This is a genomic window from Aureimonas sp. SK2 (genome assembly GCF_029813115.1).
Lineage (GTDB): Bacteria > Pseudomonadota > Alphaproteobacteria > Rhizobiales > Rhizobiaceae > Aureimonas.
Genome location: NZ_JAPZDS010000009.1, coordinates 78,643 through 92,290, shown reverse-complemented (window position 1 = coordinate 92,290; position 13,648 = coordinate 78,643). Strand labels below are relative to the sequence as shown.

The window sequence follows — 13,648 nt, the reverse complement described above, 5'->3', positions numbered from 1 at the left end:
ATGGCACGGCGGCGGATCCTCGGCGCAGGGCTCGGGCTGACGCTCCTGCTGGCCGCCGCCCTCTCCGGCTGGTGGCAGTTGGAGCGCGCCGTCGCCTCGCGCGCGGCCGCGATCCGGGAGCCCGAGACCGGCTTCGTGGTGGAGGCGCGCGACGGCGCCCTGCTGCGCGCCTTCGCCGCCTCCGACGGGCGCTGGCGCATGGCGGCCGGCGTCGGGGATGTCGACCCCCGCTTCGTCACGATCCTGGAAGCCTGGGAGGACAAGCGCTTCCGCACGCATGGCGGCATCGACGCCTTGACGCTGGCGCGCTCCGCCCTCGATTCCCTGCACCACGGCCGGATCGTCGGCGGCGGGTCGACGCTGACCATGCAGGTGGCGCGCCTCGACGAGCGGCTGCCCACGGGCAGTTTTTTCGCCAAAGGCCGCCAGTTCCTCGGGGCGCTGGCGCTGGAGCGCGCGCTGTCCAAGGACGAGATCCTGGCGCTCTATCTCCGGCTCGCGCCTTATGGCGGCAATGTCGAGGGCATCCGCGCGGCGAGCCTCGTCTGGTTCGGCCACGAGCCGAAGCGGCTGACGGCCGGCGAAGCGGCGCTCCTCGTCGCGCTGCCCCAATCGCCCGAGCGCCTGCGTCCGGACCTTCATCCCGAGCGGGCACGGGCGGCGCGCGACCGCGTGCTCGACCGGATGGCCGAGATCGGCATCCTGCCGGCGGCCGACGTGGCCCGCGCCAAGCGCGAGCCGGTCCCGACGCGCCGCCGCGCGATGCCCATGCTGGCCGCCCATGCCGCGAGCGAGGCGCGCGAGCGCACGCTGCACGAGCGCCAGGGCCTGGGCAGCGCGCGGCTGACGATCGACGCGGCGCTCCAGGCCCGGCTCGAGGCCTATGCGCGGGAGAAGGCGGCGACCCTGCCCCGCCCGCAAAGCCTCGCGCTCGTCGTCGCCGATCACGCGACGGGCGAGATTCTGGCCTCGGTCGGCTCGCCCGATGTGTTCGATGCCGGGCGCCAAGGTTATGTCGACCTCACGAAGGCGCAGCGCTCGCCGGGCTCGACGTTGAAACCGCTGATCTTCGGCCTCGCTTTCGAGCGCGGCATCGCCCATCCCGAATCGCTGATGGAGGACCGGCCCACCTCCTTTGCGGGCTACACGCCCGGCAATTTCGACGGGCGGTTCGAGGGCACGCTCACGGCCCGCCGGGCGCTCCAGCTCTCACGCAACCTGCCGGCCGTGGAACTCCTCGTGGCCGTCGGCCCCTCGCGCCTCGTCAGCCGCATCCGGCGCACCGGCGCCAGCCTCGAACTCGGCAACCGCACCCTGCCGGGCCTCGCGATCGGGCTCGGGGGCCTCGGCATTTCCCTGGAAGACCTCGTGCGGGTCTATGCTGGCATCGCCAACGGCGGCCTCGCCAAGCCGCTGCGCATCGACGCCGGAACGGCCCTCGAAGCCGGACCCGTTAGGCGCATCCTGTCGGAACAGGCGGCGTGGTACCTCGCCTCGATCCTCGCCGGCGCACCCTCGACGGCCAAGGGACCGCCCGGCACGATCGCCTACAAGACCGGCACCTCCTTCGGCTATCGCGACGCCTGGACGCTGGCCTTCGACGGGCGCCATGTCGTCGGCGTCTGGCTGGGCCGGCCCGATGGCGCGCCGGTGCCGGGCCTCGTCGGCCAGGATGCGGCCGTCCCCGTGATGCGCGACGTCTTCGCGCGGATCGGCCCGCCCGCTCGGCTGTCCGGTCCTCCGCCCGGCATCCTCGCCGATACCGCGCGCCTCCCGCCCGCCATGCGCCACCTGTCGCCGAAGGGCACGGCGACGCGCGCCGACGCGCCCGAGATCGTGTTTCCGCCGAATGCCGCCCGGATCGAGCTCGGCCTCGCCGAGAGCGCCCCGGCCGCGCTCAGCCTCAAGGTGCGCAACGGTCGCCCGCCCTTCACCTGGTATGTCGACGGGCACGCGGCCCTCACCGGCTTGTTCGACCGTCAGGCCGCCTGGCGGCCGAGCGAGCCGGGCTTCCTGGACATCTCGGTGGTGGATTCCGCCGGCAGCGCCGCCACGACGCGCGTCTTCGTGGAGTAGACTATCGACCCCGGTCGAAGGCGCAGTCGAACAGGAGGTCGCTGCCGAGATCGACCGTTCGGCAGCGCGGGCGCAGGGCCTGCGAGAGATGCGAGATCGGCTGGAGCGACAGTCCGGGCGCGCCGGAGCCGATGATGATCGGCGCGATCGTCACATGGAGCCGGTCCACCTGGCCGCTTTCCAGGAAATGCCGGATCGTCGCCGCCCCGCCCTCGATCAGGAGGTGGTGCAGGCCGCGGTCGGCCAGCGCCGCGATCAGCGCCTGCGGGCAGAGGCGCCCGCCGGGACCGCGCGGCAGGCAGATCGTCTCGCACGGCGCGGGCGCGTCGCACTCCTCCGCCCGCACCAGAATGGTGATCCCCTCGCCCGAGAGGCTGCGCGCCCCGGCCGGCACGCGGCCGCTCGGATCGATGATCACCCGCACCGGCGAGGGTCCCGCGACCTCGCGCACGGTGAGACGGGGATCGTCCGCGACGACGCAGCCGGCGCCGACCACGACGGCATCGGACAGGGCGCGCAGGCGGTGGAGATGGGCAAAGCCGTCCGGACCGGAGATCGGCGCGGCGTCGCCGTCCACCGTCGCGACGCGCCCGTCGAGGCTCTGCCCGACCTGCGCGACGACGAAGGAGCCGCCGCTGCGGCGGGCCAGCGGCGCGTAGAGGTCCCAGGCCGGATCGCCGGCGAAGTCGTCCTCCGCCACGCCGCCGCGCATCCTCAGAAGAGCGTCCCAAACCGTTTTGGATACGGGAAGCGCAGTCATGTCGCCCCTCCCGCACCGCTCATGGCGCGCACGAAGCGCTCGCGGAAGGCGCTCATCGGAACGCTCGTCGCATTCGCGGCCGGAATCATGCCGTCCGTCCACCCCCAGCCGTCCAGCCGACGAAGAATGTCGGGGTCGTTCGACAGGACATGGACGGGCACGTCGCGCGAGGCGCCGGGACCGGTCACGAGTTCGGCCGGCTGATGGTCGCCCACCACCACGACCACGGCGCTGCGCGCGAAGCGCGCGACGAAGGAGCCGACGGCTTCCAGCGCGTAGTCGATCGACAGGCCGTAGTTCTCGCGCACGCGGTCGTGGTTCCTCCAGAGCACCTCCGGGGCCTCGCCACTCCGGGCCTGTTCGTCGAACACGCGGCCGTCGCCGACCGTCTCCCAGGGCACCATGTGCGGGATCGGCGTCCAGGGCGCGTGGCTTGAGATCAGCGCCGTCTGGAGCATGACGGGCTGCGCGGAGCGATCGAGGATCTCGCCGATCCGGTGGAGCGTGAACTGGTCGGGCATCGTCACCCAGTTGAACGGCAGGCCGCGATAGCCGAGATCCTTCGCGGCCAGCACCTCGTCGTAGCCGAACCATCGCGCCTCCGGCCAGGGCATAGTGATGGCCGGCATCACGGCGACCGTCCGCCAGCCGGCCTCGCGGAACAAGGCGTTGAGGCTCTCGCGGTCGCTCCCGATCAGGCTCTCGTAGCGGATCTGATTGTCGACTAGGAGGCCCGACAGGATCGTGCCGTGCGCGAGCCAGCTCTGCCCTCCGGCAATCGGCGAGCCCATCCAGCCGCTGCGCGCCGAAACGCCGGCTGCCGCCAGCTCCGTCTCGACCGATTGCAGCCGCGACAGCGTGCGCGGCGCCAACAGGGGATTCTCCAAAGCGCTTCGACCGTAGGATTCGACGAAGACAAGAAGGACGTCGTGCCCCTGGAGGGCCGACAGGAGAGCGTCCGGTCGCGCATCCTCAAGCGGATCGACCGCCATCTCGCGCGCGAATTCGGCCTGCGCGGCATAGGACCGACGCGCCGCCGCGAACTTCGCGCCGGCATAGGACGAGAACCCGGCCGACAGCGGCAGGGCGGCGGGCGTCACAAGGAGGAGCCCCGTGGCCGCCAGACCCGCCGCAAGGGCCGCGCCGGCCAGTTGTTTCCTCGCGCGGATGCCGAGCCGCCGAAGTCCCGCGAGCCCGTAGGACAGAAGCGCGACACCGGCGGCGAAGGCTGCCAGCGCGGCGCCGATGGCCAGAAGCGCCCGCCCGTCCCCGATCGTACCCGACAGGAGATGCCATCCGGCGACGAGGATCGACCGATCCACCACGGGATCGAACGGACGGGAAAAGGCGAGCAGCGTGCCCCAGTCGGCGAGCCTCAGGACGGTGATCGCCGCCACCAGCGCGAGCAGGAGCGCTGTCAGAAGGGCGAAGACGCGCCCCCTTGCCAGCGCCAGAAGACCGGCGATCCAGAACCACTCCACCGGAAAGCGGACGCTTCCGACGCCGGCCGGCCGGTCGGGAAGTGCGAGGGCGGCGAGAAGCAGGAGAAGCCCGAACGCGACGCGGGCCGCCGGCCACCCGCGGCTGGAAGCGCGCCCGGTCGGAGCCATAACGGCCCGCTGGCTCAAGCGCCGCTCTCCGCCAGGCGTGCGTAGACGTCGCCCGAGCGTCGATTGCGCGCCGCCTCCTCGCTCAGCCGCGCGCGGAATGCCGTGTCGGGCAGCCATTCCGGCAGCCGGAACTCCGCCTCCTCGCCGATCACGATGTTGAAGCGATAGGACCCGAGCTGGCCGAGCCTGTCGAGGCAGCGGAAGGCGAGGTCGAGCGTCGCGGGCGTGTATTCGAAGGCGATGCAGCGCAAGGGGCGCGACAGTCCGGCGAGAACCTCGGCCTCGTGCCCCTCGACGTCGATCTTGCAGAAGGCGGGCTCGCCGTGCTCGGCGATCAGGAGGTCGAGCGTCGAAACCTCGACCTCGGCCCGCCCGCCCCACTCGACGTTGCGAAAGCCCTCATCGCTCGCGACGCGGTCCCGCCATTCGCTGGACAGGGTCGAGACCGTCGGATGGCGGGCCGAAACGGCGAGTTCCGCCCGGCCGGGGTTGCTTCCGACGGCCCGGCGGTCGAGCCGGACGGCGCGCGCATCGAGCCGTTTCGCGAGATAGTCGGCAAACAGCGGCTGGGGCTCGAAGGCGACGACGCGCGCTCCCGCCCTCGCCATGGCCCGGCTGCGGCTCCCAACATGGGCACCGATATCGAAGGCGAGGTCGCCCGGCCGGATCAGGGTGCCGAAAAAGCGCTCCAGCGCTCGCCGCCGCCAGGGCTGCCCGTTGTAGACGAGAATGGACCGCCAGAGGCCGAGCGTCGCCGGATCGACGCCGAGGCGCTCCAGGAGCGACCCGCTCATGCCCGTACCCGCACGAGAATTCGGACATCCACCGCGAAGGACCACGCGAGGAGCGCCAGCGCCAGCGCCGCCAGCGCCAGCGCCGCCAGCGCCTGCGACAGCGGCGGCACGACCGGCGGCAGGAGGACGAGGCAGAGAAGCGCGATCTGGAGAACGCAGACGGTCTTGCGCCGGAGGGACGGCGGAAGCGGGCGGGCAAGCCGCGGGTCGAAGGCCGCGGCGGCGACGAAGGCGTAGCGCATCAACCCGATGGCGAAGACGAAGACGCCCGCTTTGCCGCTGGCGAACGCCAGGGCGCAGAGCATCAGGATGAGATAGGCGTCCACCTCCATGTCGAAGCGCTCGCCGAAGCGCGAGGCGAGTCCGGTGCGGCGCGCCAGAAAGCCGTCGATCCCATCCAGCGACAGCGCCAGGAGGACGGTCGCGGCCAGCGCCCATTGCAGGTGACTGTCGGCCGGTGTCAGTGCTCCGTATTCCCAGGCGGAGGCGCCGATCAGCGCCGCCATGCCGCCGCGCGCCGCTGTCACGATGTTGGCCGGGCCGAAGCGGTCATGCGGGTGGTCGTCGATGCGCCACACGACGAAACCGGCGACCGGCAGGAACAGCGCCAGCGACAGCGGCAGGAGCGGCCAGGCCATGACCGCCTGCGCGACGAGGACGCTCGCGGCCACCGTCATCGTCAGCGCCGTGGCGGCGAGCGTCGTGCAGGCGTGGGGGAGCGCGGCGGCCATGGGCCGGCGGGGAAGGGACAGATGCGGCGCCCCGCCCCGGGGCATGCGGATGGGGTCGAAGCGCATGGGGGATCAGCCGAGCTTGGCCGCGATTGCCGGCCAGTCGAGAAGGTGGCCGGCGCGCCGCGCCTTGGTGACGAGATAGCCCTGGTTCTCGGCGGTCACGGTGCCGATCACCGCGGTGCGGGCGCGCACCTCGATACCCGCGGCCTGGAGCGCGGCGATCTTGGTCGGGTTGTTGGTCAGAAGCTCGACGGAGCCGATGCCGAGCCCGCGCAGCATCGCCACCGCCGCCCCGTAGCGCCGCCCGTCGGGCTCGAAGCCGATCTGCGCATCGGCGTCGATCGTGTCGAAACCCTCGTGCTGCAGCGCATAGGCCCGCATCTTGGCGGCAAGGCCGGTGCCCCGCCCTTCCTGATCGAGATAAAGGAGCACGCCGCCGCCGCGCTGGGCGATAAGCTGCAGCCCCTCGCGGAGCTGGTCGCCGCAGTCGCATTTCAGCGAGCCGAAGAGGTCACCGGTGATGCAGGACGAGTGGATGCGCACGGGCACGGGGTGCGAGGTGTCCGGCTCGCCGACCACGATGGCGAGCTGGTCGCGCTGCGCGAGACCGCCGCGAAACACGACGAAGCGGCAGTCGGAGATGTCGCGCAGGGGAACGGGCGTCCGGGCGACCTCGGTGAACCGGCTCTCCTCGGCGAGCGCCGCGCGGATTTCGACCTCGTCCACAGACAGACAGCGGGCGAGCGAGGCGTCCTCCACGCGGGCCGGCCGCACCAGGAAGGCCGGCAGGAGGAGCGCGAGACGCGCGAGATCGGCGAGGCAGGCGAGTTCGGAAGCCGGACGCCAGGCGGCGTCGGTCCGAAGGTCCGGTGCGAAGGCGAGGCGCGAGAGATCGGCGAAGGATTGCCGCCCCGTTGCGAGGCAGACCGGACCGATCGTGGAGAGCCCAAGGGCGCGTGCCCGGTGCGCGCTGAGAAAGAGGCTGGTCTCGCCCGGCTCGGTGCCGAAGAAGCGATCGACATCGCCGGGCGCCGCCGCATCGACGGCGAGGACGGCGAAGCGGGCGTCGCCCGTGGCGACCAGCACCGGCCGCCCGTATCGCAACTCCGAAACGGCCCGCTCGGTGTTCACCTTCGCGGCGTCCGCAAAATCGTCGCCGCCGAACAGGATGTCGGAACTGCCCTTTTCCATCGCACGCAACTCCTCGGAACTCTCGCACAGGGGCCGATGATGGTCGTCCTATCAGCCGCGCGCCTGTTCATGACAGCTAGACGACGCCCGATCTTTATCCAGATTGCGCTCAGAACATCCGCGTGAAGCACGCGTTCGTCGAGGCAGACGCGAATGAGGAGCGGAAGAGATCGATACCCAGCAAACCATTGAGGATGCCGGGCTTGCGCTCTGGATCACGGATGCCGGCGAGGTGCAGATGCGTCGAAGCGTCGCCCTGGCCGATCCGAGCTTCGACTGCCGCGTGCGCAGCCTCTTCGGTGCGATCAGCCGCGGCACGGAACGGCTGGTCTTCGAAGGGCGCGTGCCGCCGGAGGAGTTCGCGCGGATGCGCGCGCCCCTCCAGGAAGGCGATTTCCCGTTTCCGGTGAAATACGGCTACAGCGCCGTCGGCACCGTGGAGAGCGGGCCGGACGCCTTGGTCGGCCGAACGGTGTTCTGCCTCCATCCGCACCAAGACCGCTTCGCGGCGCCGGCCGCCGCCTTGCGCCCCGTTCCGGCCGGCGTGCCCCCCGAGCGCGCGGTGCTCGCACCCTTCATGGAAACGGCGCTCAACATCGTCTGGGACGCCGGCATCGGCCCTGGGGACCGCGTCGGCGTGGTCGGTGCCGGGCTGATCGGCTCTCTGGTCGCCTATCTCGCCGCCCGCGTTCCCGGCACGGAGATTGCGCTTCTCGATCCGAACGCCGCGCGGCTGCGGCGCCTCGAGGGCTGGGGCTGCGAACTCGCTCCGCCGGACCGGGCGCCAAGCGATCTCGACATGGTCGTCCACGCGTCCGGCCACCCGGAGGGCCTTGCCGTGGCGCTGGCCTGCGCCGGCGTCGAGGCGCGCGTGGTCGAGGCGAGCTGGTTCGGCACGAGGCCCGTCGCCGTACCGCTGGGCGGCGCCTTTCATTCACGCCGGCTCTCCATCGTGTCCTCGCAGGTCGGCCGGATCCCGGCCGACAGGCAGGCCCGCTGGACCCATGCGCGCCGGCTCGATGCGGCACTTCGCCTCCTCGCCGACCCGCTTCTCGATCGCCTGTTTTCCGGGCAAAGCGATTTCGGCGACCTCGCCCGCGACTACGCCGCGATTCTGTCCGATCCCGACACGCTCTGCCACCGCATCCGCTACGCGGACTGACGTCCTCCTCCTTCGGAAAGCCCCTCCATGTACGCCGTCGAAGTCCGTGACCACATCATGATCGCCCATTCGCTGCCACGGCCGGTCTTCGGCCCGGCGCAAGGCCTGCACGGCGCGACCTTCGAGGTGGACGCCGCCTTCTTCAGCGACGACGTCGACGAGGACGGGCTCGGGGTCGACATGGGCCTCGCCATAGCGACGCTGAAAGAGGTCCTGGCGCCGCTGAACTATCAGAATCTGGATGCGCTGGAGATCTTCCGAGGCAAGGTCACGACCACGGAGGTCCTGGCGCGCCACGTCTTCGACATGCTCGCCGGCCGCATCCGCGCGGGTGCCTTCGGGGCCGGCGGCGCACGCATCCGGCGCATCCGCGTGACGCTCCACGAGAGCCACGTCGCGCGGGCCTGGTACGAGGGAGCGCTTTGAACGCGGCGCCGGAGCGCGATCTCGTCTTCGCCATCCCCGGCGATCTCGCGAGCCCCAGCGGCGGCTACGGCTACGATCGGCGCATGATCGCCGAGCTCGGCGCGCTCGGCTGGCGGGTGCAACTCCTCTCCCTGCCAGCCTCGTTTCCGATGCCCGGCCCCGGGGATCTGGCCGAGGCTGCAGCAGCCTTTGCGGGCTTGCCGGACGGGGCGCTGGCCCTGGTGGACGGGCTCGCCTTCGGCGCCCTGGCCGATCTCGCTCGGCGGGAAGGCAGGCGGCTGCGCCTCGTGGCGCTGGTCCACCATCCGCTGGCGTTGGAGGACGGGCTCGCCCCGCCCGTCGCCGAGGCCCTGCGCCATAGCGAGCGCGAGGCGCTGTCGCATGCGCGCGCGGTGGTGGCGACGAGCCCCGCCACGGCGCGACTGCTGGCGGTCGGCTTCGGGGTCGATACGGCGATCAGCGTCGCGCCGCCCGGCACCGAGCGTCCGGCCGTTCCTCCCGTACGCGGGGGCTTCCGCATCCCGATGATCCTGTCGGTCGGCGCGCTGATCCCGCGCAAGGACCATGCCCTCCTCGTGGACGCGCTGGAACGGCTTGCCGATGTACCATGGCGCTGCCGCATCGTCGGCAGCCGGACCGCCGATCCCGCCACGGCCCGGGCGCTCGCGGCCCGCATCGAAGCCGCGGGGCTGGAAGGCCGCGTAACCCTCGCTGGCGCCGTGCCCGATATCGGGGCCGAGTATCGCGGCGCCGACATCTTCGCGCTTCCCTCGCGCTTCGAGGGCTACGGCATGGCCTTCGCGGAGGCGATGGTCCATGGCCTGCCCGTGGTGGGCTGCGACGGCGGCGCGGTGGCGGACGTCGTGCCGCCGAGCGCCGGCATTCTCGTCGGCCCCGGCGACGCCGACGGTTTTGCCGGCGCGCTGGGCGCGCTTCTGGAGGATGCCTCGCTACGGCAGGCGCTGGCCGACGGCGCGCTGGAAGCCGCGGACGCGCTGCCGACGTGGGAGGCTTCGGCCCGCATCCTGTCCGAAACCCTGGAGGCGGTACGATGAGCGGCTTCGACACGACCTGGCTCGATCTGCGCGAACCCGCCGACCATGCCGCGCGGGACCGTTCGCTGCTCGACGCCGCGCGGGCTCACCTTCGCTCGGCCGGCAGCACGCCGCTCGCCGTCGATCTCGGATCGGGCACCGGTTCGACGCTGCGCGCCTTCGGAGCCGACGTGCCGATCCGCTGGCGGCTGGTGGACCACGACCCGCGCCTTCTGGAGGCCGCCGTCTCCCGGCTCGGCGGCTTCGGCGACGTCGAGCGGATGGAGGCCGACCTCGCCGATCTTTCGCCGGCCGTCGTGGCGGGCGCCCGGCTGATCACGGCCTCCGCGCTGTTCGACCTCGCCTCGCAAGCCCTGGTGGAGCGGGTCGCCGAGATCCTGGCGGTCGAGCGGATCGGGCTCTACGCCGCCCTGAACTACGACGGGCGGATGGAATGGGATCCGCCGCTGGAAGGCGACGTCGCCGTGCTGGGCGCCTTCAACGCGCATCAGACCGGCGACAAGGGGCTCGGTCCTGCGCTGGGACCCGGCGCCGCGCGGGCGCTGCGGATCGCTTTCGAAGCGCGTGGCTACAGCGTCCGGACGGTTCCGAGCCCTTGGCGGCTGGGTCCTGCCGACAAGCCGCTTCACGATGCGCTGCTCGGCGGGTTCGTCGGAGCGGTGAAGGAGACCGGTCAGGTCGAGGCTGCGCGGCTCGCCGAATGGGCCGAGGCGCGGCGGACAGGGACCACGGCCTGCCAGGTCGGCCACTGGGACGTCCTCGCGCTGCCGCCGGCAGGCTGAGAGGCTCGTCAGGCGGCCGCCCGCCGACCGGCCAGCGCATGGCGCAGGAGCACGACGAGGCCCGGCAGGGCGCCCGCCAGCGAGGCGATGCCGTAGACGACGCTGGCGGCAAAGGCCGCGTCCGGACGCAGCCCCGCGATCGGCAGGATCGCGGCGGCGGCGGCTTCGCGCAGCCCCCAGCCGCCGACCGACAGGGGCAGCAGCATGGACAGGAGCACCAGCGGCACGAGGAGCACCGTCGCCGCCAACCCCAGCGGTGTGCCGACGGCCGCGGCCGCCAGGGCGAACACCGCGAGATAGGACCCGACGACGCCGGCCGAAGTCGCACCTTGCACGCCCCAGGCGCCGCGACGCAGGAAGGTCTCGGCCATGACCGGTCGAAAGGCGCGCCGAAACCGGGCCGCCCGCTCGCCCATGAACCGCAGGATGCCGTAGGCCGCGAGCCCGAGGCCTCCCGCGAGGCCCAGCACGACGAGCAGGCCGAGCCCGCCGGGAGGCGCGACCCCGAAGACGACGGGCGCGAGGAGAAGGCCGAAACCGGCGACGGCGAACAGCACGATCTGACCGGACAGCCGATCGAGCACCACCGCCTGGCCGGCGCGGCCGGTCCAGCGCCCGTCCCCGCCCTCGCGGGCGGCACGCACCACACGCACCGCATCTCCCGCGACGCCGCCGGGCAGTACCTGGTTGAGGAGGGTGGCGAGGTAGTATTCCCCCACCGCGCGGCCGATCGGAAGCGGCTGGCCGAGGCGTTGCGAGATGAAGCGCCAGCGCAGCGCCGACAGGACGATCTGCGGCTGGACAGCGAGAACCGCCAGTGTGACGAAAAGGGGATCGGCCTGCGCCAGCCGCCGCACCACGTCTCCGCCTCCGAGGGCCGCAGCCACCAGCGCCAGGATGGCGAGCCCCGCAAGCGGCGGCAGAACGTTGTGCAACCGCTGGAGGGCGGGAGGAAAGGCGAACTGCGGGCGCAAGAACACTCCATCGGGCCGTGGGCCGCCCATCTCGCGGCATCCGGGACCGGGACGGGTGCGATCATGCTCCAAGCGCCCCGTGCCACAAGGCGGGACGAAGCACGCCCCTTGCCGGCGCGCAAGGACCGCCGCGAGCCCATCAACGTTGCGAGAGGAGCGTGCGACATCTTTGCCCCTCAGTCGCCAGCAACGGAAGGGTCGGGAAGCAGCTTGGCGTCGTTCGATGGCAATATATCGGCGCGACGCCGCAAGTCGAGCCCCGCCGTGGAGCGCACTCACGAGGCTTTATGTGCTCTCCCGTCCAAGTCGATCGCCGGGGACAACAGTCGAGCGGTGCGACTTGCCTCCGCTCGCGACGACGTGCTTGAACTTCGGTTTCCGCTCGACCGGTCGAGCCTGCGGCGATTCGCGGGTTCCCGGCGACCAACCGAAATGGAGACGTCACGCGATGACCCTTCGTCCGATCCGCGCCCTTCTCGGCGCCGCCCTCCTCTCCTCGACGCTGCTGGCGGGCACCGCCTTCGCCCAGACCCTGCATCGGGGCAACGCGGGCGAGCCGCAGACGCTGGACCAGGCGCGGACCTCGGTGAACATCGAGGCCTTCGTCCTGAAGGATCTCTACGAAGGCCTGACGATCTACGACCCGAACGGCAAGATCGTACCGGGCGCCGCCGAAAGCTGGCAGGTCTCGGACGACGGCACGGTCTACACGTTCAAGATCCGGGCGGACGCGAACTGGTCGAACGGCGACCCGGTGAAGGCGGAGGACTTCGTGTTCTCCATGCGCCGCATCCAGGACCCGAAGACCGCCGCGCCCTACGCCAACATTCTCTACCCGATCAAGAACGCCGAAAAGGCCAACAAGGGCGAAGTGCCGCTCGACCAGCTCGGTGTGCGCGCCGTGGACGACAAGACGCTCGAGATCACGCTGGAGCGGCCGACGCCCTTCTTCATAGAGCTTCTCGCCCACCAGACCGGCCTGCCCGTCCATCCCGCCACGGTTGAGGCTCAGGGCGACAATTTCGTCCGGCCGGGGGTGATGGTCTCGAACGGCGCCTTCAAGCTGACCGAGCAGGTCGCCAACGACCACATCACCGTCACCAAGAACCCGGAATACTGGGACGCGGCGAACGTGAAGCTCAACGAGGTGATCTTCTACCCGATCGACGACGCGGCGGCCGCGCAGCGGCGTTTCCAGGCCGGCGAACTCGACATGACCTTCGACTTCGCGGCCGACCAGCTCGACTTCCTGAAGCGCGAGTTCGGCGACCAGGTCCGCGTGACGCCCAAGCTCTCCACGGAGTACTACGCCTTCGACACCCGCACCGCGCCCTTCGACGACGTCAACGTGCGCAACGCGCTCTCCATGGCGATCGACCGCGAGTTCCTGTCGAAGGAGATCTTCCAGGGCGCGCGCCTGCCGACCCTTTCCTTCGTGCCGCCCGGCATTCCCGCCTACGAGACCCCGAGCGAGCCCACCTACGCCTCGCTGGACCAGCTCGACCGCGAGGACGAGGCGCTGCGCCTGCTCAAGGACGCGGGCTACGGCGAGGGCGGCAAGCCGCTCAACATCTCGATCCGCTACAACACCAACACCAACCACGAGCGTGTGGCCACCGCCATAGCCGACATGTGGCGCACACAGTTCGGCGCCAACGTGACGCTGCAGAACTCCGACGTGGCCTCGCACTACGCCTATCTTCAGGAAGGCGGCACGTTCAACGTGGCGCGCGCCGGCTGGGTGGCCGACTATGCCGACGCCGAGAACTTCCTGGCGCTGACGACGACCGGCAACAAGACGTTCAACTATTCCAAGTGGTCGAACCCGGATTACGACCGCTTGATGGCCTCTTCCTACGAGGAGCAGGATCCGGCCAAGCGCGCAGAGATCCTGCACCAGGCCGAGACGCTGATCCTCAAGGAACAGCCGATCGTCCCGCTCCTCAACTCGGCCTCGCTCTGGCTCGTCTCGAACAAGGTCTCCGGCTGGGGCGACAACGCCGCCGACGAGCACCTGTCGAAGTACCTCTCGGTCAACCGCTAACGAGCGGCGCGGCGGGCGGCCTGCGGGCCGTCCGCCCCTT

General features: G+C 71.3%; 12 protein-coding genes. 6 read left to right on the top strand and 6 right to left on the bottom strand.

Annotation, left to right across the window (positions count from 1 at the left end; all coding sequences use genetic code 11):
- Positions 1 to 2,076 (top strand): penicillin-binding protein 1C, encoded by a 2,076-nt coding sequence (gene pbpC / locus O5O54_RS12830; protein ID WP_279482183.1) that lies wholly within the window; start codon positions 1 to 3, stop codon positions 2,074 to 2,076.
- A gap of 1 nt (position 2,077) precedes the next feature.
- On the opposite strand, the gene O5O54_RS12825 is transcribed toward pbpC, so the two are convergent.
- The 5 genes from O5O54_RS12825 to ribA are packed head-to-tail and all read right to left on the bottom strand — an operon-like array spanning position 2,078 to position 7,165.
- Positions 2,078 to 2,836 (bottom strand): dihydrofolate reductase family protein, encoded by a 759-nt coding sequence (locus O5O54_RS12825; protein WP_279482181.1) that lies wholly within the window; start codon positions 2,834 to 2,836, stop codon positions 2,078 to 2,080.
- Positions 2,833 to 4,464, bottom strand: a complete 1,632-nt coding sequence (locus O5O54_RS12820; protein ID WP_279482180.1) for a sulfatase-like hydrolase/transferase — start codon at positions 4,462 to 4,464, stop codon at positions 2,833 to 2,835. The genes O5O54_RS12825 and O5O54_RS12820 overlap by 4 nt, the downstream gene beginning before the upstream one ends.
- A complete protein-coding gene (locus O5O54_RS12815; RefSeq protein ID WP_279482179.1) occupies positions 4,461 to 5,240 on the bottom strand; it encodes an FkbM family methyltransferase in 780 nt (259 codons plus the stop codon). Before O5O54_RS12815 ends, O5O54_RS12820 begins: the two co-directional genes overlap by 4 nt.
- Positions 5,237 to 6,037, bottom strand: a complete 801-nt coding sequence (locus O5O54_RS12810; RefSeq protein WP_279482178.1) for a CDP-alcohol phosphatidyltransferase family protein — start codon at positions 6,035 to 6,037, stop codon at positions 5,237 to 5,239. The genes O5O54_RS12815 and O5O54_RS12810 overlap by 4 nt, the downstream gene beginning before the upstream one ends.
- 6 nt (positions 6,038 to 6,043) lie before the next feature.
- Positions 6,044 to 7,165, bottom strand: a complete 1,122-nt coding sequence (gene ribA, locus O5O54_RS12805) for a GTP cyclohydrolase II RibA (RefSeq protein WP_279482177.1) — start codon at positions 7,163 to 7,165, stop codon at positions 6,044 to 6,046.
- Between the two features lie 238 nt (positions 7,166 to 7,403).
- Here ribA and O5O54_RS12800 point away from each other — a divergent pair, with 238 nt between their 5' ends.
- The 4 genes from O5O54_RS12800 to O5O54_RS12785 are packed head-to-tail and all read left to right on the top strand — an operon-like array spanning position 7,404 to position 10,590.
- Positions 7,404 to 8,327 (top strand): zinc-binding alcohol dehydrogenase, encoded by a 924-nt coding sequence (locus O5O54_RS12800; protein ID WP_279482328.1) that lies wholly within the window; start codon positions 7,404 to 7,406, stop codon positions 8,325 to 8,327.
- Between the two features lie 27 nt (positions 8,328 to 8,354).
- Positions 8,355 to 8,753 carry a 6-carboxytetrahydropterin synthase gene (locus O5O54_RS12795; protein WP_279482176.1) on the top strand — a complete coding sequence of 133 codons (399 nt, stop codon included), beginning with the start codon at positions 8,355 to 8,357 and terminating at the stop codon, positions 8,751 to 8,753.
- Complete coding sequence (locus O5O54_RS12790; protein ID WP_279482175.1) at positions 8,750 to 9,808, top strand: glycosyltransferase family 4 protein; 1,059 nt, start codon at positions 8,750 to 8,752, stop codon at positions 9,806 to 9,808. Before O5O54_RS12795 ends, O5O54_RS12790 begins: the two co-directional genes overlap by 4 nt.
- Positions 9,805 to 10,590 (top strand): hypothetical protein, encoded by a 786-nt coding sequence (locus O5O54_RS12785; protein ID WP_279482174.1) that lies wholly within the window; start codon positions 9,805 to 9,807, stop codon positions 10,588 to 10,590. Before O5O54_RS12790 ends, O5O54_RS12785 begins: the two co-directional genes overlap by 4 nt.
- A gap of 8 nt (positions 10,591 to 10,598) precedes the next feature.
- Here the strand turns inward: O5O54_RS12785 and O5O54_RS12780 are convergent, their stop codons facing one another.
- Positions 10,599 to 11,564 (bottom strand): lysylphosphatidylglycerol synthase transmembrane domain-containing protein, encoded by a 966-nt coding sequence (locus O5O54_RS12780; protein ID WP_279482173.1) that lies wholly within the window; start codon positions 11,562 to 11,564, stop codon positions 10,599 to 10,601.
- A 448-nt stretch (positions 11,565 to 12,012) separates the two neighbouring features.
- Here O5O54_RS12780 and O5O54_RS12775 point away from each other — a divergent pair, with 448 nt between their 5' ends.
- The gene (locus tag O5O54_RS12775) at positions 12,013 to 13,608 is read left to right on the top strand and encodes a peptide ABC transporter substrate-binding protein (protein ID WP_279482172.1); all 1,596 of its coding nucleotides are present in this window, start codon (positions 12,013 to 12,015) and stop codon (positions 13,606 to 13,608) included.
- Positions 13,609 to 13,648: the final 40 nt, after the last annotated feature.

Bases quoted from the DNA above. Each gene is read 5' to 3' on its own strand.
- O5O54_RS12800 (WP_279482328.1), top strand. From the start codon at position 7,404: ATGCGTCGAAGCGTCGCCCTGGCCGATCCGAGCTTCGACTGCCGCGTG.
- O5O54_RS12775 (WP_279482172.1), top strand. From the start codon at position 12,013: ATGACCCTTCGTCCGATCCGCGCCCTTCTCGGCGCCGCCCTCCTCTCC.
- O5O54_RS12810 (WP_279482178.1), bottom strand. From the start codon at position 6,037: ATGCGCTTCGACCCCATCCGCATGCCCCGGGGCGGGGCGCCGCATCTG.
- O5O54_RS12785 (WP_279482174.1), top strand. From the start codon at position 9,805: ATGAGCGGCTTCGACACGACCTGGCTCGATCTGCGCGAACCCGCCGAC.
- O5O54_RS12815 (WP_279482179.1), bottom strand. From the start codon at position 5,240: ATGAGCGGGTCGCTCCTGGAGCGCCTCGGCGTCGATCCGGCGACGCTC.
- ribA (WP_279482177.1), bottom strand. From the start codon at position 7,165: ATGGAAAAGGGCAGTTCCGACATCCTGTTCGGCGGCGACGATTTTGCG.
- pbpC (WP_279482183.1), top strand. From the start codon at position 1: ATGGCACGGCGGCGGATCCTCGGCGCAGGGCTCGGGCTGACGCTCCTG.
- O5O54_RS12825 (WP_279482181.1), bottom strand. From the start codon at position 2,836: ATGACTGCGCTTCCCGTATCCAAAACGGTTTGGGACGCTCTTCTGAGG.
- O5O54_RS12795 (WP_279482176.1), top strand. From the start codon at position 8,355: ATGTACGCCGTCGAAGTCCGTGACCACATCATGATCGCCCATTCGCTG.